Origin of the sequence: Roseibium algicola (assembly GCF_001999245.1) — a bacterium.
Taxonomy (GTDB): Bacteria; Pseudomonadota; Alphaproteobacteria; order Rhizobiales; family Stappiaceae; genus Roseibium; species Roseibium algicola.
Window position 1 is genome coordinate 2644275 of sequence record NZ_CP019630.1, and the last position, 26200, is coordinate 2670474.

Genomic DNA, 26200 nt, shown 5'->3' on the forward strand with positions numbered 1-26200 from the left:
ATCATCTCAGGTGAACTGCGGATCGATTCTCTACCGGAACATGTTTCACGTGAATCATTTTCTCTGCCGTAAGTGCAAAATGACCAGCGCCACCAGACGATCTGTCTGCTGACCTGAATTCCGCTTTGACCTACAGCCGCGTCACACGTATAAGTCTCGGCGAACAAGTGCCGGTTTGCGCGGCCTGTGATAGTCTGGCCTAGGCTGGAGAAAGATCCCGAAAACCGAACCGGAAAAACCCGGACCCGAGGCTCTGCTGTCGGGTTTCGTGAGCGGTAGAGACTATGAACGAACTGGACCTGACCTTCGATGTGGTGGTGATTGGTGGCGGTCATGCCGGCTGTGAAGCTGCGGCGGCATCGGCACGTGCTGGTGCCGCGACTGCTCTGGTCACGCATCGCTTCGATACCATCGGTGTGATGTCCTGTAACCCGGCTATTGGTGGTCTGGGGAAGGGGCACCTCGTTCGCGAGATCGATGCGCTTGATGGATTGATGGGGCGTGTTGCCGACAAGGGCGGGATCCAGTTCCGCATGCTTAACCGGCGCAAGGGACCGGCGGTGCGTGGTCCGCGCGCGCAGGCAGATCGCAAGCTCTACCGGGAAGCGATGCAGCGTGAGATTGCCGCTGTCGAAGGTCTGAGCGTCGTTGAAGGTGAAGCCCACAAGATCCGGTTTGCGGGTGACAGCGAGAAGCGTTCTGTCTCGGGTATTCAACTGGCCGATGGCCGGGTGATCAACTGCCGCGCCATCGTGTTGACGAGCGGTACATTTCTCCGGGGCCTCATTCATATCGGCGACAAGAAGATACCCGCGGGACGCTCCGGCGAAGCGCCGGCACTCGGGCTGTCTGAATCACTGGAGGAAATCGGCTTCGATCTTGGGCGTCTCAAGACAGGTACGCCCGCACGGCTGGACGGCCGGACGATCCACTGGGACAGGCTGGAAGAGCAGCCGGGCGATGACGACCCGATTCCGTTTTCCACCCTGACGGACAGGATCGAGACACCTCAGATCCCGTGCCACATCACACGCACGACGCCCGAGACCCATCGCATCATTCGTGAGAACCTTTCTCGCTCTGCTATGTATTCAGGCGAGATCAAGGGGCGGGGGCCACGCTATTGTCCATCCATCGAAGACAAGATCGTTCGCTTCGGCGACAGGGACGGGCACCAGATTTTCCTGGAGCCGGAAGGACTGGACGATCACACCGTCTATCCGAACGGCATTTCCACATCGTTGCCGGAAGATGCGCAGATAGCGTTTCTGAAGACCATTCCGGGTCTGGAAGATGTGGTGGTGCTGCAGCCAGGTTACGCGATCGAATATGACCATGTCGACCCGCGCGAGCTGCGTCCGACACTGGAAGCCAAGCGGTGCTCGGGTCTTTACCTGGCCGGCCAGATCAACGGTACGACCGGGTATGAGGAAGCTGGGGCACAGGGTCTTGTGGCCGGGCTCAACGCCGCTCTGAAGGCTGCTGGCAAGGCGCCGTTCGTGGTTGACCGGTCCGAGGGATATATCGGTGTCATGATCGATGACCTGATCACCAGGGGCATCACCGAACCCTATCGGATGTTCACATCGCGTGCAGAGTACCGGTTGTCCCTGCGGGCGGATAATGCGGACCAGCGCCTGACTCCTTTGGGTATCGGCATCGGGTGCGTCTCCTCCACACGTAGAGAAGCCTTTGAAGACAAGATGGCCAGGATCGCCATTGCGCGGGAACTTCTGACGAGACTGACCGTGACGCCTTCCGAAGCTCAGAAGAAGGGCCTGCCTGTAAACCAGGACGGCATCCGCCGGTCTGCCTTCGATCTGCTGTCCTATCCCAATGTCACCTTCGAAGGCCTGACGGACATCTGGCCCGAACTGAAAGATATTGATCCGGCGATCGCTGAGCAGGTTGCGACAGATGCGCTTTATGCCGTTTACCTCGATCGTCAGATGGCAGATATCGAAGCCTTGAAACGCGATGAAGCCTTGTCGATTCCCGATGGTTTCGACTACGAAGCGATCATTGGTCTTTCCAATGAAGTGCGCCAGAAACTGATCGACATTCGTCCGGCCACTCTTGGCCAGGCGTCTCGCATGGATGGCATGACACCCGCCGCGCTCACGCTGATCCTGTCGCATCTGAAGCGCCAGAGCCAGAAAGGGGCTGCCTGATGGGCCGCCCGGTGATGTTGAATACCTCTGGACAGGTTGTGCATAAGTTTGGGGATGTTTCACGTGAAACGTTGGATAGACTCCAGATCTATGTCGACCTCGTTCTGAAATGGCAGCCTGCGCAAAACCTCATTGCACCGTCGACCATCCCGGATATCTGGACCCGTCACGTGGCGGATAGCCTGCAAACCCAGTGGTGTAATCCGGAAGCAAGGACCTGGGTTGATATCGGCAGCGGCGGTGGGTTTCCCGGTGTGGTGACCGCAATCCTGCTCGCCGATGAGCCGGACGCACATGTGCACATGATCGAGAGCAACCAGCGCAAGGTGGCATTTCTCAGAACGGCCTTAAGGGAGACAGGGTCCAAGGGGACAGTGCATCCTGGCCGGATCGAATCGGTTGCGAAAGATTGGAAGCACGGCCGGGTGGACGCTGTTTCTGCGCGCGCTTTGGCGTCGCTGGATCTGCTTTTTCAGCTTTCAGAGCCGTTTACGGCAGCCGGCGCAAAGGCTGTTTTCCACAAAGGTCAGGATTTTCAGCGAGAAGTTAACGAAGCTACTGCCCGTTGGCAGTTCGACATGATAGAAAAAGACAGTCTTGTTGATCCAATGAGCCGGATGCTTCTTTTCTCGAATATTTCAGCCCGGCCGGAGTAGCCAGGAAGGTGTTGTAGCAATGAGCATGCTTCCCGAAATGCCGCGCGTTCTCGCGCTAGCGAATCAGAAGGGTGGGGTGGGCAAAACCACAACCGCCATTAACCTCGGCACGGCGCTTGCGGCGATTGGCGAAAAAGTTCTGGTGATTGACCTCGACCCGCAGGGTAACGCTTCAACGGGTCTGGGTATCGAGCATCGTGATCGTGGTCTGTCGACGTATGAAGTTCTGAGCGGTGATTGCTCCCTTGCAGAGGCCGTTCGCGAAACGGCGGTGCAGCGTCTTTGGGTGGCGCCGTCCACAATGGATCTGCTGGGCCTCGAACTGGAAATCGCCTCCACGGGTGACCGGGCGTTCCGCCTGCGCAGTGCCATCGAAAACCTGACCCATTCGCGTCTGTTCCAGGAGATCGGCTTTACCTATGTGCTGGTCGACTGCCCGCCGTCACTGAACCTGCTGACGATCAATGCCTTGTCTGCGTCGCACTCCATCCTGGTGCCGTTGCAATGCGAGTTCTTCGCGCTTGAAGGTCTCAGCCAGTTGCTCAGCACGGTTGAGCAGGTCAAGAACGCGCTTAATCCTGAACTCAGCATCCATGGCATCGTTCTGACCATGTATGACAGCCGCAACAATCTCTCCAGCCAGGTGGTCGCCGATGTGCGCGAAACCATGGGTGATGCGGTTTACGAAACGATCATTCCGCGCAACGTTCGTATTTCGGAAGCTCCGTCCTATGGTAAGCCGGCGCTGCTTTACGATTTGAAATGCGCCGGCAGCCAGGCCTATCTGCGGCTTGCGTCTGAAATCATCCAGCGTGAGCGCGAACTGCGACGCGTCGCGGCATAAAGCCCGATCGATTCGGCTCCGTTTTGGCGAGCCTTGATGCATGGCGGCGAAGAGGCACAGTCGCCATGCTATATCCTATTGAAATATAAGAAGAAAAAGGTGCGGTATGGCGGAAAGAGACGTCAAGAACAAGCGTTTGGGCCGTGGTTTGGCGGCGCTGATCGGGGATTCGGCTCCCGAAGCGGCCGCACCGCCGGAAAAGATCATTCGCGACTCCCGCAGGGTGCCGATCGAACATCTGGAGCCCAACCCGCGCAACCCGCGCAAGACCTTTACCGAGAAAGACCTGGCGGATCTTTCCGAGTCCCTGAAGGCAAAAGGCATCGTCCAGCCGATCCTGGTACGTCCGGCAGCAGGGAAGGCCAATCGTTTCGAGATCATCGCCGGCGAACGCCGTTGGCGGGCCGCACAGCGGGCCGGGCTGCACGAAGCACCGATCATCATTCGGGACGTGACCGATCAGGAAGCGCTTGAGCTCGCCATTATCGAGAACGTCCAGCGTGCCGATCTCAATCCGATCGAAGAAGCGATGGGCTATGAGCAGCTCACCGCGGAGTTCAGCTACAGCCAGGGCGAACTCGCCAAGGTGATCGGCAAGAGCCGTAGCCACGTGGCCAACACCATGCGCCTGCTGAAGCTGCCGAATTCGGTAAAGGACTATCTGCACGAAGGCCTGCTCACGGCCGGCCACGCCCGGGCGCTGATCACCATCGAGGACCCGAGGGTACTTGCCGATCTGATCGTCGAAAAAGGCCTCAGCGTCCGCGAGACCGAAAAGATCGCCCAGGACCCGGATGCTCTCGCCAAACTGATGGGCCAGAAGACCCCGACCGAGAAGGCCCCGAAGGACGCCGACACCAAGGCGCTGGAAAAGCGCCTCACCGACACGCTCGGTCTGAAAGTCACCGTCGGCCACAAGCCGGGCAAGGAATCGGGCGACCTGAAGATCAAGTACACGTCGCTGGAACAGCTCGACGAGATCTGCAAGAAGCTGGGCGTTGAGACGCGCTAAGATATTGAATTTATTTTAAATTTTAGAGCCGGAGCGATTATTGCTCCGGCTTTTTTGTTTTGATTTTGCCAGCCTGTAATCCCAACATCCCTCATCCTGAGGACTGTCATCAGGCCTGTCTTGCAGAATGGCCCACATGTCCCGGTGGTTGCCGCCCATCCTTCGAGACAGCGCTTGCGCGCTTCCTCACGATGAGGGAGGTGTGTGAGCGAACGCCAAGAATACAAAGAGACTCAGGGAGAGGAGCAGGTAACCTCGTTAGCGCCTCTGTTGCCGCGCTCTGGCGGCTCTGCCGAGCTTCAGGAGGGCTTCGGAGAGGACGGGTACACCAAGGGCATCGTTGAGGCGGGAAATGCGTGTAGCCTCGCTCAAAATGTCCATGGCGCGTTCCAGATCCGTCAGGGACCAGATCCGCAGCTGCTGGGTGAATTTCGGCTTGCGGGAGAAGAAGATAGGCGGTCGCTGTCCATCGACGACGGCCTGGGCGTTTTTGCCCTGTTCGATATCGATTCGCATCCGGTGCAAATGTTGAAAATGCTTCAATGTCTGGTTGGCGATCACCGAGGCCTTGGAGCCGGCTTCCGCAAGCCGTTCCAGCCCGTGGTCCAGCAAGGCAAGGTCTCCCGATGCTGCGGCATCAATCAGCTCCGACATTTCGAAGGCGGATGCATCGCCGATGATAGCCTCGACATCCTCGCTGTCGATCCGGCCCTTGTTGAGGGCATAGAGGCAGAGTTTTTTCAGCTCACCGCGGCTGGCCATGCGATCACCGCCCAGCAGGCTGTGCAGTGCTGCCCGGGCTTCCCGGGTAACCGAAAGACCGGCTTCGCGGGTTTCCTCGTCGATCAACTGGTCGATGCCCCGGTCATTGTCGGCATAACAGGGCAGCGCAACGGCGCGTTTGTGCGATTCGATCAGCTTTCTGAGGCCGACGCCCTTTTTGATGTCGCCGCCCTCAAGGACCACCAGCGTCTGCCAGTCGTCCAGCTTCAGAACGGGTTCGACTGCAGGATTGAGATTGCGGGAGGAAGCATCCTTCACCCAGACGATCCTGCGGCCACCAAAAAGCGGAACGGTCAGAACTTCGTCGATCAGCCGATTCGGATCCGAACCGAGATCGGACGCATCAAGCTTGACCAGATTGAACGGATCGCTTTCGCCTTCGGAGGCCTTGTTGACGAGGCGGGTAGCGCGTTCCGATACGAGTCCGGTATCCGGACCGAAGATCAGGACAACGCCGCCAGCCTCCGGGGGATTGGCGACGAAACGGTCAATCTCCGCGGCTTTGAGGACGGTCACGGCCGTTTGCCTCCAGGGTCAGTGTCACGACTGGCTGGCGAAATAGCCGGCAATCCGGGCTGCGATATCGTCAGCAACTGCCTTGGCAACACGTTCCTGCGCATCACGATAGGCACGGGTGTTGGCAAAACGCTGGTTGGAGAAGTCGTAGGAAGCGGATTTGAACGCCCGGCCGGTCATCAGGGTCTCGTCGGTCGCCAGATCGCTCAGGACGAAGGTCGAGTTCATCGTGGTCGTGTAGGCGGAAGGCACGTCGGAGAACTGTTCGACACCGACTTCCGAGCTGCCGATGTCCATCAATACCTTGAGACGATATTTCTTGGCACCAGAGCCGGCCCCACGTTCGAACCGGTAGGTCAGCTCGTTGTAGAGAACACGCGATGCATCGTCGTTGGCGTACTGGCTGGAGATGGATTCCAGGTCGATCGCCGCAAGTTCCGCCGCTACGGGAGAGGGCTGGGAACCGAAGTCGCCCGTGCTGCTGCCGTAAAGCGGGCGGACCTGACATCCGCCCAGAGCCATGGCAGCTGCCAGTCCGGCGCAAAGGGCAGCGCGCCGCAACGCGCCGCTGCTCTGGAAGAGGTTGTTAAACAACGACATTCACGATCCTTTGCGGTACCACGATAATCTTCTTCGGCGCCTTGCCTTCAAGAGCCTTCTTGACTGCGTCGAGGGCCAAGGTAGCCGCTTCGACCTCGTCTTTGGAAGCCTCTTTTGCAATCGTCAGTTCACCGCGTTTCTTTCCGTTGATCTGGATCGGGTAGGTGACGGTGTCGTCGGACAGCAGGGCCTCGTCGGCCTGCGGCCAGCTTGCTTCCGAAATCAGATTGTCGTGGCCGAGTGCAGACCAGCATTCTTCTGCCAGGTGCGGCATCATCGGAGCCATCATCTGCACGAGGTAGTCGGCTGCTTCACGTACGGCATATTCGGTGCCGGCATCGGCTTCGCCCTCGTTGAAGACCTTGCTGATGGTGTTGACCAGCTCATAGAGGCGGGCCACGGCCCGGTTGAAGCCGAGGCCTTCCAGATCGGCGGAAACGGCCGCCAGGGTCTTGTGGCTGGCCCGGCGCAGATCAAGCGCCTTGCCGTCGACTTCCGGTGCCTTGCCGCCACGAGGTTCGATCTTCTCGGCAATGTCGCCAATCAGGCGCCAGACGCGCTGGACAAAACGCCAGGCACCTTGCACGCCGTCCTCGGTCCAGATCACGTCCCGCTCCGGCGGGCTGTCGGACAGCATGAACCAGCGGGCGGTATCGGCGCCGTAGGTGTCGATGATGTCGGTCGGATCGACAGTGTTCTTCTTCGACTTCGACATCTTCTCGATGGAGCCGATGGCAACGTCTTCACCGGTTTCGACAAGAACCGCGCGGCGCTTGCCGTCGACATCCTCGATACGGATTTCGGACGGGGCAATCCAGCGCCCGTTCGCACCTTCGCCGACGCGATAGGTCTCGTGGGTGACCATGCCCTGTGTAAACAGGCCCTTGAACGGCTCCTTCAGATCAAGCGCACCGACCTTCTGCATCGCCCGCGTGAAGAAACGGGAATAGAGCAGGTGCAGGATGGCATGCTCGATACCGCCGATATACTGGTCCACCGGCAGCCAGCCGTTGGCGGCTTCCGGGTCGGTCGGCTGATCGCAGTCCGGCGCCGTGAAGCGGGCGAAGTACCAGGAACTGTCCACGAAGGTGTCCATGGTATCGGATTCGCGGCGGGCAGGCTTGCCGCATTTCGGGCAGGACGTGTTGCGCCAGGTCGGGTGACGGTCGAGCGGATTACCGGGCTTGTCGAAGTTGATGTCGTCCGGCAGCTGGACCGGCAGGTTCTCGTCCTTTTCCGGAACGACGCCGCAATCGTCGCAATGAATGACCGGGATCGGGCAGCCCCAGTAGCGCTGACGCGAAATGCCCCAGTCGCGCAGGCGGTAATTCACCTGGCGTTCTGCCTGGGACGCGCCGTCGACGGTGATTTCTTCCAGCTTCTTGGCCACCGCTTCCTTGGCGTCCGGAATGGAAAGGCCGTTGAGGAAGTCGGAGTTGAAGATGGTGCCGTCGTCGGTGAAAGCCTCGTCGGCTACATCAAAGGTTGCCGGATCGGCATCCTTCGGCAGCACGACGGGCGTGACAGGCAGGCCGTATTTGCGGGCGAAGTCCAGGTCGCGCTGGTCATGTGCCGGGCAGGCAAAGATGGCGCCGGTGCCATAGTCCATCAGGATGAAGTTGGCGACATACACCGGCAGCTCGATGGAGGCATCCAGCGGGTGCTTGACGCGCAGACCGGTATCGAGGCCTTTTTTCTCTGCCTTTTCAATTGCTTCTTCGGATGTACCGACCCGGCGGCACTCTTCGATGAAGGCTTTCAGCTCCGGATTGCTTTCCGCCAGCTTGGTCGAGATTGGATGATCCGGCGACAGGCCCATGAAGGACGCACCGAACAGCGTGTCCGGACGGGTGGTGAAGATTTCCAGCGTCTTGTCGCCGGTGGGCGCAGCCTCGGTGAACTCGAAGCGCACACGCAGGCCTTCGGAGCGGCCGATCCAGTTCTTCTGCATCAGGCGCACCTTGTCCGGCCAGCGGTCGAGCGTGTCGATCGCCTCCAGCAGGTCTTCCGAGTAATCGGAAATCTTGAAGAACCATTGGGTCAACTCGCGCTGCTCAACCAGAGCGCCGGAGCGCCAGCCGCGACCGTCGATCACCTGTTCGTTGGCCAGAACCGTCATGTCGACCGGGTCCCAGTTGACCTTGGCGTTCTTGCGGTAGACGAGGCCGGCCTCCAGGAACTTCAGGAACAGCCGCTGCTGCTGGGTGTAATAGGCGACGTCGCAAGTCGCGAATTCCCGGCTCCAGTCCAGCGACAGGCCCATGATCTTGAGCTGGTCGCGCATGGTGGCGATGTTTTCGTAGGTCCAGTCCTTGGGATGAACCTTGTTCTGCATGGCCGCGTTTTCCGCCGGCATGCCGAAAGCGTCCCAGCCCATCGGGTGCAGGACGTTGAAGCCCTTGGCGCGCTTGTAACGGGCAACAACATCGCCCATGGCGTAGTTGCGCACATGGCCCATGTGGATGCGGCCGGACGGATAGGGGAACATTTCAAGGACATAGTATTTGTCGCGGGGATCGTCGTTGTGGGTGACGAAGACGTCCTTGTCGTTCCAGACCTTTTGCCAGCGCGCTTCGACTTCGCGCGCATTGTACCGTTCCGTTGCCATCAAATGTGCCGTTTGTTCTTGCCGCCGGATCCGGCGGATTTCCTGAAAGATTGACTGCCGGACTGTCACCAGAAATCGCGTCCGGGGTCAACATGTGAGAAGAGATTGATCTTGCAGATGCCTGTTTATTTCGCAACGCCGCATTCGTAAAGCTATCGGATGGCCGCTTCCGGCGTTGTTTCGGGATCAGGCGGGCTTGAAGCTTCCCAGATTTCCAACAGGCGCCGCCCGTCCGGGTGTTTCCTGCTGAACATGGGATACATGGGCACTTCGAGGAAGGTGGGGGAGTGAACGAGCAGGCTTGCTTCGTCACCCAGGAACACGGCCTTCCGGATCATGCCGACTTCCGTGCTCTCCATATAGACATCGGCCCGTTCGTGCAGAAGCATCGACCAGGCAAGCTGTTCCGTCGACACATATTCAACAGTGACACCGGCAGCCTCCAGCATGTCTTCATACCAGTAGTTTCTGACCGCAACCACGGAGAGCCCTTCCTTGCGAAGATCATCGAAGCTCAGTGGCCCGATGCCGTCCGGAAACCGGTCTTTCTTGTAAAAATGTACGTAGGTTGCCAGTCCGACGGGTCGTTCGGGAAAATAGAATTCCTCGCTTCGTTCATCCGTGTAGGACCAGGAAAAGGTTGCCGCGTAAGTCCCGTTCCTGACCATCTGGTACGATCGCTGCCAGGGGAGAAAGTCGAATTTCGCCTGATGCCCGGCTTTTTCGATTACGCGCCTGACGATCTGGGTGTGGCTTCCGAAGCCCGGTGACTTCGCGCCAATAAAAGGCGGCCATTCGCCAACCGCGAACGTGAAGGTTTCACTCCGCGATGCAGGAACGTACAGAAAGCAGAACAACATCAGTATGCAGATAAATGAACCGAGTTGCCTCACACCGGGCCCTCCATCTTCATTTGATGCAAGCTGCGAGACACTATCGGCAAACCTCTAGGAAAAGGTGAACCTGATTGAATACCTGGCGTGAAAATTCACCGGCTGTGCAGTCATGTCAGGTTGCTTGGGTCTTTGCAAAGACCACTTGAGATCAAGGGGCGACCGGGCCTATGAGAAGGAACGCGCGATCCGGCAGAGCACCTGACAATTTGAAGGACCAACTGATGACCTCCGCAGCAGACCGACTGGCAAACGTCCAGGCAGATATCAGAAGTGCCGAAGCCGAGTTCGGCAGGCCGGAAGGGTCGGTAACGTTGATTGCGGTTTCCAAGACCTTCGAAGCGGACGAGATCCGCCCGGTACTTGAGGCAGGTCAGCAGGTTTTCGGCGAAAACAGGGTGCAGGAAGCCATGCACAAGTGGCCGGGGCTTCGCGAGGACTTTGAAGGTATCGAATTGCATCTGATCGGCCCGCTGCAATCCAACAAGGCCAAGGAAGCGGTCGCGACCTTTGATGTCGTCCATACGGTTGACCGGCCGAAAATCGCAAGGGCACTGAAAGCCGAGATGGAAAAGCAGGGCAGGGATCTGCCGTGTTTCATTCAGGTGAATACGGGTGAAGAGCCCCAGAAGGCAGGCATCGCACCGAAGGATGTCGATGCCTTCGTGAAAGAGTGCAAGGAAGATGTCGGGCTCAACATTGTCGGCCTGATGTGCATTCCGCCGGTCGACGAAGCACCGGGCGAACATTTCGCGCTTCTGGAAAAAATCGCCGCCCGCAATGGCCTCGAGCAGCTATCCATGGGCATGTCTTCCGACTATCCGGTCGCGGTCGGCTTTGGGGCCACGCACGTGCGTGTCGGATCCGCCATCTTCGGCTCGCGCGACTACACCTGATCAGAGCCTGCCGTTTCACGGAACGGCAATCAGACCGGGATTGGCATTGCTTCGGTTTGCAGGACTGGTCGCGAACCGAAGCATGGATAGCCGTTTCAACCAGTTTGTTTCGAATTTATAAATAAAATCAAATAGATATTCAGACTGGTTTTTCCAGCGGAAGCCCCAGAACTGCCTAAAATCGTTAAAAATGACGGTAGTTTGACCGACCTGTGGCTGATCTCCATGGCGGAACACAACATTGCCGCGAAGGTTTCAAAGAGCTGCCCTTTGCCCGTCGCGATCGGCCCGCAGTGTTTGTCTCGTTCCGGTTCGACGGGTCGCAGGGGCCTGGCGAACGGACGGAACGACAGGTGAGCCCAAAGCCGAATGGCACACGGGACACCTGACAAGACCCAAACCATTGGAGGTCATATCATGTCCAAACGTCTTACTGCTGCTCTTCTGATCGGTGCCTTTACCGCGTCTTCCGCAGCTCTTGCCCAGGGCATGTCGTTCGAGGCGGTGGATCTCGATCAGGACGGTTATGTCAGCTTCGAGGAAATCGCGGCAGCCGTCCCGACCCTTTCCGAAGATGCATTCAACGCGGCTGACAGCAATCAGGACAGCCTTCTGGATCCGGAAGAGTTCTCCTCCGTCCAGCCGTAACCGGGCTTCGGGCAATCAAACCCCCCGTCGGCTGCGTCAGCAGCCAGATTGCCCGAACAAGACCACCGTCGGTAAGGTCACGCCGGCGGTGGTTTTCCGTTTTGAAGGGGACTTCCGAATTTTTTCCGAAGAAATGAGCCAATCCGGCCGGGCCAGGCTTCAGTCCAGCCAGAAATCCGGCGTCAGGAGCAGGATACCTGCCAGGATTTCCAATCGACCGAGGATCATCTGAACCGCCAAGAACCATTTGGCGAGATCCGGCAGGGACTGGAACGTACCGGACGGACCAATGGTATCGCCAACGCCGGGACCGACATTCGCAAGGGCTGTGATGGAGGCGCTGAGCGCCGTCTCGAGATCAAGACCGAGCATCATGTAGACCAGCGAAAACGCCGCAAAAGCGCCCGCATAAAGAACGGCGAAGACAAGCACACCTTCCAGAACCGGATTTGACACGGCCCGTCCCTGGTATTTCGGCTCGACCACCCGGTGTGGTCGGATCATCCGTCGGAACAGGCCCTGGATGTAACTGCCCAGAATTGCGATCCGGAACATCTTGAAGCCTCCGGACGTGGAGCCGCTGCAGCCGCCGAAGAACGTCAGCACGAAGAAAATCGCGATCACAGGCGGACCGAACTGCAGGTAGTCGTTGGCGGCATAGCCGGTGGTGGTGATCACCGAAACCACGTTGAAGACCGCGAATGTGAACATCTGGAAGGGCGTGTCATGTCCGATGAACCGCTCGAACAGGAACACGCTGATCGAAGCTGCGGCGACAATGGCAAGCAGCAGCATGATCTGGACGTCTTTTACCCAATGCCGTCGCTCGATACTCCGGATCAGATAGAGGAACGGCACGGCGGATCCCAGCATGAACACCGAGGCGACCCAGTAAACGGCGAGGCCGTCGAATTGGCCGAAGGACTGGTCGGACGTGGAGAAGCCTCCCGTCGAGACGGTCGTCATGGAATGGATCACCGCTTCGAAAAAGGTCATTCCACACAGCAGGTAGAGCGTGGCGCAGGCAATCGACAGTCCGGCATAAAGGGCCAGCAGCCGGTAGACGAATGGGCCGACATGGCCATAGGGCTTGCTGGTATTTTCAGACGATTCCAGCGCGAAGAGCTGGCTGCCACCAACGCGCAAACCCGGCAGAAGCCAGATCCCGATGGCAACCACGCCAATGCCGCCAACCCATTGCAGCAGCGCTCGCCACAGCAAAATGCCCGGCGGCAGAGTGTCGAGACCCGTCAGGATTGTCGAACCGGTTGTGGTCAGGCCGGAGGCGGTCTCGAAGAAGGCGTCGGTGAAGCTGATGCCGAGGCCGCTGAAGTAGAAGGGTACGGCGCCGGCGAAGGAGAAGGTGAACCAGGCGGCGTTGACGAACAGGATCGCTTCGCGAAAGTGGCTCGGCGGCTGTTCTCCCTGGAAAGCCATGGTCATGAGCAAGCCTGCGGTTCCAAGAACCAGGGCCGATACCAGAAAGACCTGCCAGTCCGAGTTTCTGGCGAACACATCCGCGATACCCGGAACGATCATCAGAACTGAAATCAGGATGAGCAATCGTCCGATTGGCAAAGCAATGGCGCGATAATTCATAGACTGGACGTCCGCAACGGTCGGCTGTCAGGACAGCAGGCGTGTGTGTCAAAAGACAGTCGTTATCTGCCTGTGCACCGCAAAAAGCAAGGCCGTCGGGTTTTAGGCCTGCCAATCGCCTGGAATGACCGGCAGGGTAGCTGACCTGCGAGCGATCGGCAAAACTGCTTCTAAAACACACCTATACGCCAGTTCATGTTGACCGGACCGGGAGGCTTTGCCAGAGTGATTTCATAAATTTGGGAGGAAAACATGAAAGTACTTTCCTGGGCGCTTGGCGCGGCAATGGCGCTTGGCCTGGCAGCCGGTTCGGCACAAGCAGCAGACACAACCTTGCGCATTTCGCTGCAATTGCCTCTGACGAGCCACCTCGGCCAGAATCTGCAGCTCTTCAAGGAAGAAGTAGAGAAAAACTCCAACGGCGACATTGCCGTGGAGATCTACGATTCCGCTCAGCTCTACAAGGACAACGAAGTTCCGGCAGCCGTCGGCAGCGGCTCCATTGAAATGGGCGTTGCGTCGCTGACGCGTTATGTCGGCGACATTCCTGCCGTCGACGTTTTCTATCAGCCGTTCCTGTTCGACACGGAAGAAAAGGTTCGTGCGGCCGTAGCCAAGGGATCTCCCGTGCGTGGACCGCTGGATGAGGCAATCGCGGAAACCGGTTCCACCGTTCTGTGGTGGCAGGCTTATGGCGGCTCCATCATGCTGTCCAATGGCGGACCGCTGAAAACCCCGGAAGATCTGAAAGGCAAGAAGGTACGCGTCTTCGGCAAGACGCTTGGCGATTTTGTCACGGTTGCCGGGGGTGCGCCGACGCTGATTTCCGGTTCTGAACAGTATCTGGCCTACCAGCGCGGCACCGTGGATATCGGCATGACCGGTGTTTCCGGCGTGAAATCCCGCAAGCTCTGGGAAGTCATGGACACGATCACCGTGACCAACAATGCGGATATCGAGTTCATCGTCGTGGTGAACACCGATTTCTGGAACGGCCTGCCGGACGAGCACAAGAAGATCATCGAGGCTGCTGCCCTCAAGGCGGAAGCCGATGTGCGGGATCGGATGTCCCAGATCGAAGCCGAAGCTTACGAGATTTCGGAACAGAACGGCATGACCATCTACACGCCGACCGCAGAAGAAATGACTGCCTGGAAAAGCGTAAGCCAGCCGGTCTACGACAACTTCGTCGAAAAAGCGGGCCCTCTCGGCAAGCAGGTACTCGAAGCCGCTCAGAAATTCTGACGGCCCACGGATCCTGAACGACGGAAGCGGCCGCGGCCATGCTGGCCGCTTCCAGTCACGGATGCCGGAGTTCCGGTGTCTTTTCGCGGCCGGTTTTCACCGGCCGTCTTTTCCCGGCCTTGCCGATTGCTCGATCGACAGATGGTTTCATGAAAGCCTTCTATTTTCTTCTTCAGGCCTTTGCCTGGATCGCCGCGCTGCTGTTCGTCGCCGTGGGCTGCATGCTCACGTATGAAGTTCTGGCCCGGTATCTTTTCGTTGCACCGACCATCTGGGCGTCGGAGTTGTCTCAGCTGTGCCTGATCTGGGGCACCATGCTTGCCATGCCATGGCTGTTGAAAGCCGGTCGGCACATTGCGGTTGATGCGCTGACAGACCAGCTAAGCCCGGGCTGGCGCCGCGCCTGCCATGTGGTTGCCATGGGCTTTGTTGCGGTGTTCAGCATCCTGGTCGCCTGGAAGGGTGGCGGGATCTTCTACGATTCCTTCGAGCGAGGCCGCACCTCGGGCTCCATGCTGGACCTTCCCATGTGGATCTCCGAACTGTCCGTTCCGGTCGGGTTTGCGCTTCTGTTCGTGCAGGCCCTTATTGAGCTGGGCCAGAAGCCCAAGTCGGGCGATCATGAAGCGGTGGTGATGGAATGACGACGGTTCTCATTCTCGCTTCGCTGTTCACCTTGTTGCTGATCCGCGTGCCGGTGGCGTTCGCGCTGGGCGGTCTCGGCCTTGGAATGCTCATTCTCGGTGGTTTCTCGCCGCTGATGGCGCCCCAAGCGATCCTGTCGACGCTGGATGGCTTCATTCTTCTAGCGGTACCGCTGTTCCTGCTGATGTCCAACATCCTGCTGAAGGGCGGGGTCGGGCGGGATCTCTTTGCCGCTGTTCATGCCTGGGTCGGTCACTGGCCGGGTGGACTGGCCGTCGCGACCATCCTGTCCTGCGCCATTTTCGCAGCCATTTCCGGATCGTCGGTGGCAACGGCCGCCACCATCGGAACAGTTGCGATCCCGGAAATGATCCAGCGCGGCTACGAGCGGAAATTCGTCTACGGCCTGCTTGCCGCCGGTGGCACGCTCGGCATTCTGATCCCGCCATCTATCCCGATGATCGTCTATGGCTTCGTTACCGAACAATCGGTGATCGCGCTGTTCCTGGCGGGTGTTGGCCCGGGCCTTATGCTTGTGGTGTTCTTCATCGTTTTTTCCATGGTCTATGCCCGCTGGTTCGGCGGTTACACGCCGGAGCCGGCATCAAGCTGGGACGAGCGCATGCGGGCAACTGTGCGGGCATTTCCCTCGATCCTGTTGGCGCTAGTTGTTATCGGTGCCATCTACAGCGGCGCGGCGACACCGACGGAAGCCGCAGCCATCGGCTTTGCCGTGGCGCTGCTGATTACCGGGCCCATCCTGCGTACGCTTACCTGGCAGGGTCTGAAGGAAGCCGCGTTCGATGCCATGGTGACGACCGTTGCCATCGTCTTGATCATTGCCGGGGCCAAGGTGTTCGGCAAGGCGATCACGCTTTACCGGATCCCGCAGGATATCTCGGTCTTCATCGGCCAGACCATCGATACGCCGCTCGCATTCATCATCGTGGTGTCGATCGTGCTTCTGATCATGGGGCTGGTGTTCGAGGCGCTGTCCATGGTGTTGATCATGACGCCGGTGCTGCTGCCGGCAGCCATGGCATTGGGCTTCGATCCGATCTGGTTCGGCGTCTATATGGTCGTTATGGTGGAATGCGCCCTGATTACACCGCCGGTCGGGCTCAATCTCTATGTCATCCAGTCGGTCGCGCGATCGAAGCTGTCCGACGTCTCCCGTGGCGTGCTGCCATTCCTGGTGATCATGTTGATTTCGGTCGCGATCCTGTATGTCTGGACCGATCTCGCGCTCTATCTGCCATTCAAGTTCTGAGGTTTTTGTCATGCCGTCACCGGCAGCTACCCTTCGCGCGCTGCTGGAGCAGCCGAAACTTCACGTCATGCCTTGCTGTTATGATGCCTTGTCCGCCAAGCTGATCGAGCAGGCAGGGTTCGATCTCACCTTCATGTCCGGCTTTGCCGCCTCTGCATCGCGGATCGGGCAGCCGGATCTGGGGCTGATGTCCTATGGCGAAGTGCTCGATCAGGCGCGTAACATCACCGATGCGGTCCGGATTCCGCTGCTGGCGGATGGCGACACTGGTTACGGAAATGCCATGAACGTGCGCCGGACCGTGACCGGCATGGCCAAGGCAGGCGCTGCGGCGGTGATGATCGAGGACCAGGTGGCTCCGAAACGCTGCGGTCACACACCGGGCAAGGCGGTCGTTTCCCGCGAGGAAGCCTTTGACCGGATCCGGGCGGCGCAGGATGCCAAGGAGGCAGGGGCCGATATCCTGATCCTTGCCCGGACCGATGCCCGTCATGAGCACGGCCTTGCCGAGGCAATTGCCCGGGCGGCAAAGTTCAAGGAACTCGGCGCTGATATCCTGTTTGTCGAAGCGCCCAAGACGGTTGCCGAAATGCAGGAAATCTGCCGGGAACTGACGGGCCCGAAGATGGCCAACATCGTGGAAGGCGGCGAAACTCCCGACCTCTCGCATGAAGAGCTTCGGGACATCGGTTACGCCATTGCCGCCTATCCGTTGACCTTGATGGCCAGCGCCATGAAGGCAATGGTGGCGACGTTGCAGCAGCTGAAGAGCGACCAGGACCGCACGCCGGATCTCATGGACTTCAAGGAGCTGCGGGACCGGATCGGCTTCAACGACTATTATGAGGTTTCGGCCAAATACGAGACGTCCAAGCGGGATTGATGCCGCCGGACTGTCCGGAACCCGGTCGCTCTGCCGAACTGCAAAATACGCCAACCCGTGCTACTCGGCGTTGGATTTATTGCAGATGGAATGTTAGACCCTGCGCGACTCAGAAGCTGTAACGGAAATCTTGAATGCAGGGCGAAAGACGCCGAAGACCTTCGCTGTCGCTGCCGATCCTGCGGACATCGCGCGACCAGCACCGGGACGGCACACTGACGCTCGGCAATTTGCTGTTGGCGCTGGGCGAGACGTCGTTCGGCTGGGCGATCGTGCTGTTTTCCCTGCTGACACTTCTTCCGTTGCCTCCCGGCTCCTCGCTCGTCACCGGTCTGCCGGTGCTCGTCACCACTTTCCAGATGGTGCTCGGCTTTCCGCATGTGAAACTGCCCAGGCCGCTTGCACGCCTGTCGCTCAATCACAACAAGCTGCGGCGAACGATGGTGCGCCTGCGTCCCGTCACAATGCGGCTGGAGCGCGTGCTGGCCCACCGGTACGAAGGTCTGTTTGCGCGAAAACATGAGCGCTTGCTCGGGCTTGCGTTGTTCGTCATTGCGTTCACATTGTTTCTGCCAGTGCCGCTCAGCGGCTGGTTTCCGGCGGTCGCGCTGTTCATCGCCGGCGTCGGCATTGTCGAGCGCGACGGACTTGTCGTCATCTTCGGTCTGCTGCTGGGTCTGGCCGCGGTGCTCCTCACCATCGCCATCCTGACGTCGATTGCGATCAGCACCCAAGCGTTCATGGCCTGAACCGAAAACCAGGTGTCCGATAAGGCGAAACGGCGTGGATCCCATGGTCGAGCCACGGGATGACGGTGTAGAGACAGAAAACCGGATCAAGGAAAACGGGAATTTCCGCCGCTTCCTTGACTCTTGCCCGGGTTTCGGGCATATCCCCGCTAACTCCATATGAGTGATTGAAATTTCGATCCGCCGACCGGGACCCGCAAAGGTGTAAAGAGTTCCCGGAGGTTAACATCCGACAGCGCGTTGCGCCCTCGGGTGTCAAACTGCTTTGCGCGGATTGATCCGGTTGGAAATGACCGGCGGTTGCCCATATGGTTCGGGAGACTTCCCGAAACCGAGACTATTCAAGGACTACTGATGTTTGAAAGCCTGTCCGATCGATTAAGCGGTATTTTCGACAAGCTCACCGGCCGCGGTGCGCTGTCGGAAAACGACGTCAACGAGGCGCTGCGCGAAATCCGCCGCGCGCTGATCGAGGCCGACGTTGCGCTGCCGATCGTACGTTCCTTCACCGACAAGGTGCGCAACCGTGCCGTCGGTGCCGAGGTGGTCAAGTCCGTGACCCCGGGCCAGATGGTCGTGAAGATCGTTCATGACCAGCTGGTCGAGATGCTCGGTGAAGAAGCCCATCCGATCGACCTGAATGCTCCGGCACCGGTGGCGATCATGATGGTCGGTCTGCAGGGCTCCGGTAAAACCACCACCACGGCCAAGATTGCCCGCCGTCTGACCCAGCGCGACAAGCGCAAGGTGCTGATGGCATCGCTCGACACCCGCCGTCCGGCTGCCCAGGAGCAGCTGAAGGTTCTGGGTGAGCAGAACGACATCGACACGCTGCCGATCGTTGCCGGCCAGGGCCCGGTCGAAATCGCCAAGCGGGCCATGTCCGCCGCCAAGCTCGGCGGTTATGACGTGGTCATGCTCGACACCGCCGGCCGTATTCACATCGACGAGCCGCTGATGGTTGAAATGGCAGAGGTGAAAGCTGCTGCCCAGCCGCATGAAATCCTGCTGGTGGCGGATAGCCTGACCGGTCAGGATGCCGTCAACCTGGCGCAGAGTTTCGATGAGCGCGTCGGCATCACCGGTATCGCCCTGACCCGTATGGACGGCGACGGCCGTGGCGGTGCGGCGCTCTCTATGCAGGCGGTTACCGGCAAGCCGGTCAAGCTGATCGGTACCGGCGAAAAATCAGACGCACTTGAAGACTTCCACCCGCGCCGGATCGCAGACCGCATCCTCGGCATGGGCGACATCGTCTCGCTGGTGGAAAAGGCTGCAGAAGCCATCGACGCGGAACAGGCCGCGAAAATGGCGAAGAAGATGCAGAAGGGTCACTTCGACCTGGAAGATCTCGCCGAGCAGCTGCGCCAGATGGAAAAGCTGGGCGGCATGTCCGGCATGATGGGCATGTTGCCGGGCATCGGCAAGATGAAGAAGCAGATCGAGGCTTCGAACATCGACGACAAGATGTTCAAGCGTCAGGTCGCCATCATCGAATCGATGACACCGGCCGAGCGTCAGAAGCCCGAACTGCTCAAGGCCAGCCGCAAGAAGCGTATTGCAGCCGGGTCGGGCATGGATGTGGCCGACGTCAACAAGCTTCTGAAAATGCACCGCCAGATGGCGGACATGATGAAGAAGATGGGCAAGGGCAAAGGCATGCTGGGCAAGCTGATGGGCGGCCTTGGCGGCGGCGGAATGCCGGATGTCGATCCCAAGCAGCTTGAGGAAATGGCCAAGTCCGGCCAGTTGCCGGGCGGCATGGAAATGCCGAAAGGCCTGCCCGGCGGGTTGGGCGGCGGTCTGCCGCCAGGCATGGGCATGCCGGGTCTTCCAGGCCTTGGCGGTCCGAAACTTCCCGGGTTTCCGGGTATGGGCAAGGGCAAGAAACGATGAGCGAAGCGGAGAACAAGCTGGGTGAAAGCCCCGCCTTGAGCGAACTGAAGGCTCTTCGGGCGTCCATCGACAACATTGATGCGGCTCTTGTTCACATGCTCGCCGAACGGTTCAAGTGCACCCAGAAAGTGGGTGTGCTGAAAGCCACCAACGACCTGCCGCCGGCTGATCCGGCGCGGGAGAAAATTCAGATCGAACGGCTGCGCCAGCTTGCGGGCGACGCCAATCTCGATCCTGACTTTGCCGAGAAATTCCTGAACTTCATCGTCAAGGAAGTGATCCGGCACCACGAAGCCATTGCCGCTGAAGCCGGCAACTGAACAAACTGGAGACATAAAAATGGCTACGAAAATTCGCCTGGCACGTGGCGGTTCTAAGAAGCGCCCGTACTACCGCATCGTTGTTGCTGACATCCGCTCCCCGCGCGATGGCCGTTTCATCGAAAAGGTCGGTTCCTACGACCCGATGCTGCCGAAGGATTCCGAAAACCGCGTGACCCTGAACGTCGAGCGTATTCAGCATTGGCTGGACAGCGGCGCAAAGCCGACCGACCGCGTTCACCGTTTCCTGGATGCTGCCGGCCTCTTGAAGCGTGAGCCGCGCAACAACCCGAAGAAAGCCGAGCTGGGTGCAAAGGCGAAGGAACGCGTTGAAGCCAAGCGTCAGGCTGAAGAAGAAGCAGCTGCTGCTGCCGCTGAAGCTGCTGCCGCTCCGGCAGAAGAAGCAGCTGCCGAATAAGCAGATGCGCCAAGCCGCACCGGAAGACATTGGCCAGGGAGCCTTTTGAGATGACGTCCAAGGACGATCAGAAGGTACTGATGGCCAAGATCGGTGCGGCGCATGGCATTCGCGGGGAAGTGCGGGTCAAGCCTTACGGCGATGACCCGCTTTCCTTTGCCGATTACGGCATTCTGACCACCCGGGACGGCAAACGTTCCTTCGAGGTGGAACGGGCGCGGGTGCAGAAGACGGTGGTGATCACCAAGTTCAAGGGGATCGCGGACCGCAACCAGGCGGAAGAGCTGAACGGTGTCGATCTCTTTATCGACCGTGACCAGCTGCCCGAACCTGAAGAAGACGAATTCTACTATTCCGACCTGACCGGCCTCGATGTGCTCGACCAGACTGGCGAGACACTCGGGAAGATCATTGCGGTGCAGGATTTCGGAGCCGGCGACCTGCTGGAAGTCCGGCCAAAACGCGGCCGCAGCTTCTATGTTCCGTTCACGAAGGAATTCGTGCCGGAGATCGATCTGGAGAACGGCCGGATCAGCGCTTCGCTGCCGGAGGATTACTTCTCCGAAGGAGTTCCTGAGCCTTCGGAAGACGAGCCGGACAGGTAACGCGTTGGCACGGGCTGCAAGCCCATCTTGCGTAGGTTGAGCTCTTCGCGCTCCTCCGCGGGAACGTCCTGGCGGACAGCCTGCCGAACCTCGGAACGCTTCAGCGCAATCAGTGCGACGACCAGTGCAACCCCGATTCCGTTGGCGAAGGCATCCTGCAACGACATTTCGTGGTGGGGAATGAAGCCCTGCACCACTTCACCCGCGAGACCCATGCCGAAGGCGACGACGGCGGAAATGCGCAGCCGGCAGCAGAACAGCGCATGGATCGACAGGGTCAGAAGTGCGAAAAAGCCGATATGGATGACCTTGTCATAGGGGTGGCCGACGCCGGTGTTGAACACAAGGCCGGCCAGCACGCCGAAGGTCATCAAGGCGAACAGGGGCAGCACGCGGCTCAGGGAAATGTCGAGATAGTGGCGGTCGACATGCACCTGAATGAAACGGGGAAGCTTGAAACGCAGGACTGGAAATTTTGCCACGGCAATAAACCCGATTGAAACGCTCTTGCCACTTTATACTGCGAGCCTTAATCAGAGCTTTCTTTCCGGCGGCTACCCTGAAGAATTCGACAGGTTTTTAGGAAAGCGGTAAACGGCTCGTTAACCAATGAGCGGTTTTGGACCCGGGCATACCGGCCAATCAGCAGAACTGACAGGCGTAATGACGTTCAAGGCAACCATTCTGACGCTCTACCCGGACATGTTTCCAGGGCCCCTGGGCCACAGCCTTTCGGGCCGGGCGCTGGACAAGGGGCTTTGGCAGTTGGAAACCAGCCAGATCCGCGACTTCGCGACGGACAAGCACCGCTCCGTTGACGATACACCGGCCGGTGGCGGTGCCGGTATGGTGCTCAGGGCCGATATCCTGGCCAGGGCCATTGATGCGGCGGCCCCCGCTGTTGACCCGCGCCCGCGGCTCCTTATGAGCCCGCGCGGGACGCCCTTTACCCAGGACCGTGCGCATGAACTTGCCGAAGGCCCTGGCGCAGTCATCGTCTGTGGTCGGTTCGAAGGGGTCGACCAGCGGGTGATCGACGCGCGCGGCCTGGAGGAAGTCTCCGTCGGCGACTACATCCTGTCCGGCGGCGAAATCGGCGCGCTGACCATGCTGGACGCTGTTGTCCGGCTCATCCCTGGCGTCATGGGCAACATGGACAGTGCGGAAACCGAAAGTTTCGAGGGTGGCCTGCTGGAACACCCGCAATACACGCGGCCGGCCGAGTTCGAAGGCCTGACCATTCCCGAGGTTCTGACCTCGGGCAATCACCGGAAGATCCACGAATGGCGCATGGCCGAAGCCGAGCGCCTGACACGCGAGCGGCGGCCGGATCTCTGGGATGCCTATATGGCGGATGAAGACGACGTGGATTGAAGAATCCGCATGACAGTGGCGCAAATTTCCTGTATACGCGCGCCGAAGCTGGGTGAAGTTGTGTCTTTTCCTTGGAAAGACCTGCGTCCTGAACCGGACCAAAAGGACCGGAAAATCAGGAAAGTCCGGCCGACAAGCAACATGGCCCAAAGTCGGTGAACCCGTTTCCGGCCAAAACCGGAAAACGCTCTGACCGCTTTGTAATTCAAAAGGGAAATATGCCATGAACATCATCGAGCAGCTCAATGCTGAGGAAATGGCGAAAATCGAAGAGCAGCGCAAGCTGCCGGAATTTTCTCCTGGTGACACCGTTCGCGTCAACGTGAAGGTCACCGAAGGTACGCGTACCCGTACCCAGGCTTACGAAGGCGTCTGCATCGCCCGTTCCGGCGGCGGCATCAACGAGAGCTTCACGGTTCGCAAGATTTCTTACGGCGAAGGCGTCGAGCGCGTTTTCCCGGTCTACTCCCCGATGCTGGAAGGCGTTGAAGTGGTTCGCCGCGGTAAAGTCCGTCGCGCGAAGCTCTACTACCTGCGCGACCGTCGCGGCAAGTCTGCCCGTATCGTGGAAAACACCAATGCTCGTTCCAAGCGCCTCAACGAAGAAGTGCGTGCGGAAGTGGCTGCTGCCAAGGCAGCTGCTGCAGAAGCCAAGGCCGCTGCCAAGGAAGCTGCAGAGAACGCAGCCGAATAAGCCGGCCCGGCAAAACGTTTCGAAAAGGCGGTCGTTCGGGCCGCCTTTTTTGCATTTGCGCCAAACCCTGGCGCAGTCCGATGCAAATCCGGGGTTTTGCGCCCCGTTCTTCCTGCGCCGGTCAATCTGAGTTGAATTCAGCTCAACTCGGAACGCTTGACCTTCAGGCGGCGCTGCGTCATTCACTAGCTACGATAAACGAGGATAGACCCTTGCGGCTGGACGCGCCGCGACGGGCATCACCGGGCATTTCGCAAACTTTAGACCGTTTGACCGTTTGCTCGGATGGACCGAGGAGAGACCCATGGCCAACGCACGGACGCTTTACGACAAGATCTGGGACGACCACGTGGTCGACATGCAGCCGGACGGAACCGGTCTGCTCTACATCGATCGCCACCTGGTGCATGAAGTTACCAGCCCGCAGGCTTTCGAAGGCCTGCGCATGGCCGGCCGCCAGGTGCGCCAGCCGGAGAAGACGCTTGCCGTGGTCGACCACAACGTTCCGACCACCGATCGCCGTCACGGCATCGATGATCCGGAATCGGCCCTGCAGGTCGACACGCTGGCCAAGAACGCGGCAGAATTCGGCATCGAGTATTATTCCGAACTCGACATGCGTCAGGGCGTCGTTCACATCGTGGGTCCCGAGCAAGGCTTCACCCTGCCCGGCATGACCATTGTGTGCGGCGACAGCCACACCTCCACCCATGGCGCTTTCGGCTCCCTCGCCCACGGCATCGGCACGTCCGAAGTGGAACACGTTCTGGCCACCCAGACGCTGATCCAGAAGAAAGCCAAGAACATGCTGGTGAAGGTCGACGGCAAGATCCCTGCCGGCGTCACCGCGAAAGACATCGTTCTGGCCATCATCGGCAAGATCGGTACCGCAGGCGGCACCGGCTACGTGATCGAGTATGCCGGCGAAGCAATCCGTGCCCTGTCAATGGAAGGCCGCATGACGGTCTGCAACATGTCCATCGAGGCCGGTGCACGTGCAGGCCTGATTGCACCGGACGAAATCACCTACAAGTACATCGAAGGCCGCCCCAAGGCGCCCAAGGGCGAAGCCTGGGACATGGCTCTCGGCTACTGGAAGACCCTGCATTCGGATGCGGACGCCTATTTCGACAAGGTCATCGAGCTGGACGCCGCCAACCTGCCGCCGATCGTTTCCTGGGGCTCGTCTCCGGAAGACGTCATCTCGGTGGAAGGTGTCGTGCCGGATCCGGCCGAAATCGCTGATGAAAACCGCCGCGAGTCCAAGAAGCGCGCCCTGGAATACATGGGCCTGCAGCCGGGCACCAGGATCACCGACATCAAGATCGACCGTGCCTTCATCGGTTCGTGCACCAACGGCCGCATTGAAGACCTGCGTGCTGCGGCGGCCGTCATCGGCAATCACAAGGTGGCAGCAGGCGTCAGCGCCATGGTTGTCCCGGGCTCTGGTCTGGTGAAGGAACAGGCCGAAGAAGAAGGTCTGGACGTCATCTTCAAGGAAGCAGGCTTCGAATGGCGTGAGCCGGGCTGCTCCATGTGCCTTGCCATGAATGCGGACAAGCTGAAGCCGGGCGAGCGCTGTGCGTCGACGTCCAACCGCAACTTCGAAGGCCGTCAGGGTCACAAGGGCCGGACCCATCTGGTTTCGCCGGCCATGGCGGCAGCGGCGGCAATCGCCGGCCATTTTGTCGATATCCGCGAGTGGACGACTAATTGATTCGACCGCATTTCGGTTCGTGAGAAAGGGCGCCGCAAGGCGCCCTTTTTGCTTCTCCCCGTAAAACAGTCACAATGACGCAGGGGATTTTGCTTTTGCGTAAATAATTCATGTAGTTAAGAAAAATCCTTTGCCGGGTCTGATCTGGCGACAACTGCACTCAGAAATGATTTTCCCGGGCTTCACAAGACTGTCACCTCGGCACTACAATACTCCGGTCACAAAAGGACTGTTCCGCTGTCCGATTGACCGGATAACGGACATTCCGACAGGTCAACGCGCTGTCAGTTGGCACCTGATTGCTGGAAGTTGATCCAACGTAAGTCGTTAGAGCAACGCATCCGCGTGTGGATTCGGCATGCTCTGGGAATGAGGAGCGGAAGGTGACGATAGCGGTTTCGTCGGGCGCCCATCCGGCGTTGGTGCTCAATGCGGATTACCGGCCTTTGAGCTACTACCCCCTGTCGCTGTGGAGTTGGCAGGATACCATCAAGGCTGTGTTCCTGGACCGGGTGAACATTGTTGCCGAATACGATGCGGCGGTTCGAAGTCCGAGCTTCGAGTTCCGATTACCCAGTGTGGTCTCTCTCAAGACCTTCGTGAAACCCAGCCGATACCCTGCCTTTACCCGATTTAACGTCTTTCTCCGCGACAAATTCCAGTGTCAGTACTGCGGCTCCAAGGATGAGCTGACCTTCGACCACCTTGTGCCGCGTTCCAAGGGTGGTCTGACGACCTGGGACAATGTCATCACCGCCTGCTCCCCCTGCAATCTGCGCAAGTCCAACAAGTCGTGCCAGCAACTGAACATGTGGCCGATGCACATGCCGTTCCAGCCGACCATCCAGGACCTGCACAACAACGGCCGCGGTTTCCCGCCCAACTATCTGCACGATAGCTGGCTGGATTTCCTCTACTGGGATACCGAGCTGGAACCGTAGTCTCCGGTTCGTATTGCGAGCCTTCAGGCGGGGTCATCAAATGCCCTTGTGACGGTGACAACGCGTCTGCGTCGGAGCGCCTATTCCACGTTGCAGGCAACTGGCAGTTGACATCCAGTGGATGTATTTATGCCGTTGAATATTTGATTTTAACGAGGCTTTAACCTCGTTCCCAAAGTTCATTCACCGTTTTTTCTTAAAGTGTGTAGTAGCTGTC

General features: G+C 59.1%; 25 protein-coding genes. 19 read left to right on the top strand and 6 right to left on the bottom strand.

The window, feature by feature from the left end; translation table 11 throughout:
- Positions 1-284 precede the first annotated feature (284 nt).
- From mnmG to B0E33_RS12330, 4 genes are all read left to right on the top strand, one after another.
- Positions 285-2171: a tRNA uridine-5-carboxymethylaminomethyl(34) synthesis enzyme MnmG gene (mnmG, locus tag B0E33_RS12315; RefSeq protein WP_077291369.1), complete on the top strand. Its 1887-nt coding sequence runs from the start codon at positions 285-287 to the stop codon at positions 2169-2171.
- 14 nt (positions 2172-2185) lie between these two features.
- Positions 2186-2827, top strand: coding sequence for a 16S rRNA (guanine(527)-N(7))-methyltransferase RsmG (rsmG, locus tag B0E33_RS12320; RefSeq protein ID WP_055660551.1), 642 nt, complete (start codon positions 2186-2188; stop codon positions 2825-2827).
- Between the two features lie 19 nt (positions 2828-2846).
- Positions 2847-3671, top strand: a complete 825-nt coding sequence (locus B0E33_RS12325) for a ParA family protein (RefSeq protein WP_023002468.1) — start codon at positions 2847-2849, stop codon at positions 3669-3671.
- Positions 3672-3777: 106 nt separating this feature from the next.
- Complete coding sequence (locus tag B0E33_RS12330; RefSeq protein WP_077291370.1) at positions 3778-4683, top strand: ParB/RepB/Spo0J family partition protein; 906 nt, start codon at positions 3778-3780, stop codon at positions 4681-4683.
- Positions 4684-4941: 258 nt separating this feature from the next.
- On the opposite strand, the gene holA is transcribed toward B0E33_RS12330, so the two are convergent.
- The 4 genes from holA to B0E33_RS12350 all read right to left on the bottom strand — a co-directional run bounded on the left by holA (position 4942) and on the right by B0E33_RS12350 (position 10050).
- Entirely contained in the window at positions 4942-5982 is a 1041-nt protein-coding gene (gene holA / locus B0E33_RS12335; RefSeq protein ID WP_075282741.1) for a DNA polymerase III subunit delta, read from the bottom strand.
- Between the two features lie 24 nt (positions 5983-6006).
- Entirely contained in the window at positions 6007-6582 is a 576-nt protein-coding gene (locus B0E33_RS12340) for a hypothetical protein (protein ID WP_031269989.1), read from the bottom strand.
- Entirely contained in the window at positions 6569-9190 is a 2622-nt protein-coding gene (gene leuS / locus B0E33_RS12345) for a leucine--tRNA ligase (protein ID WP_055660550.1), read from the bottom strand. Before leuS ends, B0E33_RS12340 begins: the two co-directional genes overlap by 14 nt.
- Before the next feature lie 152 nt (positions 9191-9342).
- Positions 9343-10050, bottom strand: coding sequence for a substrate-binding periplasmic protein (locus tag B0E33_RS12350; RefSeq protein WP_023002473.1), 708 nt, complete (start codon positions 10048-10050; stop codon positions 9343-9345).
- 257 nt (positions 10051-10307) lie between these two features.
- Between B0E33_RS12350 and B0E33_RS12355 the strand changes: the two genes are divergently transcribed.
- Both B0E33_RS12355 and B0E33_RS12360 read left to right on the top strand, forming a co-directional pair.
- Positions 10308-10979, top strand: a complete 672-nt coding sequence (locus B0E33_RS12355) for a YggS family pyridoxal phosphate-dependent enzyme (RefSeq protein WP_077293261.1) — start codon at positions 10308-10310, stop codon at positions 10977-10979.
- Between the two features lie 417 nt (positions 10980-11396).
- The gene (locus tag B0E33_RS12360; protein ID WP_023002475.1) at positions 11397-11627 is read left to right on the top strand and encodes an EF-hand domain-containing protein; all 231 of its coding nucleotides are present in this window, start codon (positions 11397-11399) and stop codon (positions 11625-11627) included.
- Positions 11628-11786: 159 nt separating this feature from the next.
- Here B0E33_RS12360 and B0E33_RS12365 read toward each other — a convergent pair whose 3' ends face one another.
- The gene (locus tag B0E33_RS12365) at positions 11787-13226 is read right to left on the bottom strand and encodes a TrkH family potassium uptake protein (RefSeq protein WP_031269993.1); all 1440 of its coding nucleotides are present in this window, start codon (positions 13224-13226) and stop codon (positions 11787-11789) included.
- Positions 13227-13478: 252 nt separating this feature from the next.
- On the opposite strand from B0E33_RS12365, the gene B0E33_RS12370 reads away from it, so the two are divergent.
- The 9 genes from B0E33_RS12370 to rimM all read left to right on the top strand — a co-directional run bounded on the left by B0E33_RS12370 (position 13479) and on the right by rimM (position 21257).
- Positions 13479-14471, top strand: coding sequence for a TRAP transporter substrate-binding protein (locus B0E33_RS12370; protein ID WP_023002477.1), 993 nt, complete (start codon positions 13479-13481; stop codon positions 14469-14471).
- Between the two features lie 149 nt (positions 14472-14620).
- A complete protein-coding gene (locus B0E33_RS12375; protein ID WP_023014458.1) occupies positions 14621-15115 on the top strand; it encodes a TRAP transporter small permease in 495 nt (164 codons plus the stop codon).
- Positions 15112-16386, top strand: a complete 1275-nt coding sequence (locus B0E33_RS12380) for a TRAP transporter large permease (RefSeq protein ID WP_023002479.1) — start codon at positions 15112-15114, stop codon at positions 16384-16386. Before B0E33_RS12375 ends, B0E33_RS12380 begins: the two co-directional genes overlap by 4 nt.
- Before the next feature lie 10 nt (positions 16387-16396).
- The gene (locus B0E33_RS12385) at positions 16397-17269 is read left to right on the top strand and encodes an isocitrate lyase/PEP mutase family protein (RefSeq protein ID WP_055660232.1); all 873 of its coding nucleotides are present in this window, start codon (positions 16397-16399) and stop codon (positions 17267-17269) included.
- A 134-nt stretch (positions 17270-17403) separates the two neighbouring features.
- Complete coding sequence (locus B0E33_RS12390) at positions 17404-18018, top strand: exopolysaccharide biosynthesis protein (RefSeq protein WP_023002481.1); 615 nt, start codon at positions 17404-17406, stop codon at positions 18016-18018.
- A 354-nt stretch (positions 18019-18372) separates the two neighbouring features.
- The gene (gene ffh, locus B0E33_RS12395) at positions 18373-19914 is read left to right on the top strand and encodes a signal recognition particle protein (RefSeq protein ID WP_023002482.1); all 1542 of its coding nucleotides are present in this window, start codon (positions 18373-18375) and stop codon (positions 19912-19914) included.
- Positions 19911-20234 (top strand): chorismate mutase, encoded by a 324-nt coding sequence (locus B0E33_RS12400; RefSeq protein WP_055660229.1) that lies wholly within the window; start codon positions 19911-19913, stop codon positions 20232-20234. Before ffh ends, B0E33_RS12400 begins: the two co-directional genes overlap by 4 nt.
- A 19-nt stretch (positions 20235-20253) precedes the next feature.
- Positions 20254-20652 (top strand): 30S ribosomal protein S16, encoded by a 399-nt coding sequence (gene rpsP / locus B0E33_RS12405; protein WP_023014459.1) that lies wholly within the window; start codon positions 20254-20256, stop codon positions 20650-20652.
- A 50-nt stretch (positions 20653-20702) separates the two neighbouring features.
- A complete protein-coding gene (rimM, locus tag B0E33_RS12410; protein WP_077291372.1) occupies positions 20703-21257 on the top strand; it encodes a ribosome maturation factor RimM in 555 nt (184 codons plus the stop codon).
- On the opposite strand, the gene B0E33_RS12415 is transcribed toward rimM, so the two are convergent.
- Positions 21206-21739 carry a VanZ family protein gene (locus B0E33_RS12415; RefSeq protein ID WP_077291373.1) on the bottom strand — a complete coding sequence of 178 codons (534 nt, stop codon included), beginning with the start codon at positions 21737-21739 and terminating at the stop codon, positions 21206-21208. The two genes, rimM and B0E33_RS12415, sit on opposite strands and share 52 nt — an antisense overlap.
- A 181-nt stretch (positions 21740-21920) precedes the next feature.
- Between B0E33_RS12415 and trmD the strand changes: the two genes are divergently transcribed.
- From trmD to B0E33_RS12435, 4 genes are all read left to right on the top strand, one after another.
- Positions 21921-22631: a tRNA (guanosine(37)-N1)-methyltransferase TrmD gene (gene trmD / locus B0E33_RS12420; RefSeq protein ID WP_077291374.1), complete on the top strand. Its 711-nt coding sequence runs from the start codon at positions 21921-21923 to the stop codon at positions 22629-22631.
- A gap of 223 nt (positions 22632-22854) precedes the next feature.
- A complete protein-coding gene (gene rplS, locus B0E33_RS12425) occupies positions 22855-23325 on the top strand; it encodes a 50S ribosomal protein L19 (RefSeq protein WP_023002488.1) in 471 nt (156 codons plus the stop codon).
- 304 nt (positions 23326-23629) lie between these two features.
- Complete coding sequence (gene leuC, locus B0E33_RS12430; RefSeq protein ID WP_062486044.1) at positions 23630-25042, top strand: 3-isopropylmalate dehydratase large subunit; 1413 nt, start codon at positions 23630-23632, stop codon at positions 25040-25042.
- Positions 25043-25425: 383 nt separating this feature from the next.
- A complete protein-coding gene (locus B0E33_RS12435; protein WP_006936861.1) occupies positions 25426-25983 on the top strand; it encodes an HNH endonuclease in 558 nt (185 codons plus the stop codon).
- Positions 25984-26200 lie beyond the last annotated feature (217 nt).

Coding starts and splice junctions, on each gene's coding strand:
- mnmG (WP_077291369.1), top strand. CDS start 285: ATGAACGAACTGGACCTGACCTTCGATGTGGTGGTGATTGGTGGCGGT.
- rsmG (WP_055660551.1), top strand. CDS start 2,186: ATGTTGAATACCTCTGGACAGGTTGTGCATAAGTTTGGGGATGTTTCA.
- B0E33_RS12325 (WP_023002468.1), top strand. CDS start 2,847: ATGAGCATGCTTCCCGAAATGCCGCGCGTTCTCGCGCTAGCGAATCAG.
- B0E33_RS12330 (WP_077291370.1), top strand. CDS start 3,778: ATGGCGGAAAGAGACGTCAAGAACAAGCGTTTGGGCCGTGGTTTGGCG.
- B0E33_RS12340 (WP_031269989.1), bottom strand. CDS start 6,582: ATGTCGTTGTTTAACAACCTCTTCCAGAGCAGCGGCGCGTTGCGGCGC.
- leuS (WP_055660550.1), bottom strand. CDS start 9,190: ATGGCAACGGAACGGTACAATGCGCGCGAAGTCGAAGCGCGCTGGCAA.
- B0E33_RS12350 (WP_023002473.1), bottom strand. CDS start 10,050: ATGTTGTTCTGCTTTCTGTACGTTCCTGCATCGCGGAGTGAAACCTTC.
- B0E33_RS12355 (WP_077293261.1), top strand. CDS start 10,308: ATGACCTCCGCAGCAGACCGACTGGCAAACGTCCAGGCAGATATCAGA.
- B0E33_RS12360 (WP_023002475.1), top strand. CDS start 11,397: ATGTCCAAACGTCTTACTGCTGCTCTTCTGATCGGTGCCTTTACCGCG.
- B0E33_RS12365 (WP_031269993.1), bottom strand. CDS start 13,226: ATGAATTATCGCGCCATTGCTTTGCCAATCGGACGATTGCTCATCCTG.
- B0E33_RS12370 (WP_023002477.1), top strand. CDS start 13,479: ATGAAAGTACTTTCCTGGGCGCTTGGCGCGGCAATGGCGCTTGGCCTG.
- B0E33_RS12375 (WP_023014458.1), top strand. CDS start 14,621: ATGAAAGCCTTCTATTTTCTTCTTCAGGCCTTTGCCTGGATCGCCGCG.
- B0E33_RS12380 (WP_023002479.1), top strand. CDS start 15,112: ATGACGACGGTTCTCATTCTCGCTTCGCTGTTCACCTTGTTGCTGATC.
- B0E33_RS12385 (WP_055660232.1), top strand. CDS start 16,397: ATGCCGTCACCGGCAGCTACCCTTCGCGCGCTGCTGGAGCAGCCGAAA.
- B0E33_RS12390 (WP_023002481.1), top strand. CDS start 17,404: ATGCAGGGCGAAAGACGCCGAAGACCTTCGCTGTCGCTGCCGATCCTG.
- ffh (WP_023002482.1), top strand. CDS start 18,373: ATGTTTGAAAGCCTGTCCGATCGATTAAGCGGTATTTTCGACAAGCTC.
- B0E33_RS12400 (WP_055660229.1), top strand. CDS start 19,911: ATGAGCGAAGCGGAGAACAAGCTGGGTGAAAGCCCCGCCTTGAGCGAA.
- rpsP (WP_023014459.1), top strand. CDS start 20,254: ATGGCTACGAAAATTCGCCTGGCACGTGGCGGTTCTAAGAAGCGCCCG.
- rimM (WP_077291372.1), top strand. CDS start 20,703: ATGACGTCCAAGGACGATCAGAAGGTACTGATGGCCAAGATCGGTGCG.
- trmD (WP_077291374.1), top strand. CDS start 21,921: ATGACGTTCAAGGCAACCATTCTGACGCTCTACCCGGACATGTTTCCA.
- rplS (WP_023002488.1), top strand. CDS start 22,855: ATGAACATCATCGAGCAGCTCAATGCTGAGGAAATGGCGAAAATCGAA.
- leuC (WP_062486044.1), top strand. CDS start 23,630: ATGGCCAACGCACGGACGCTTTACGACAAGATCTGGGACGACCACGTG.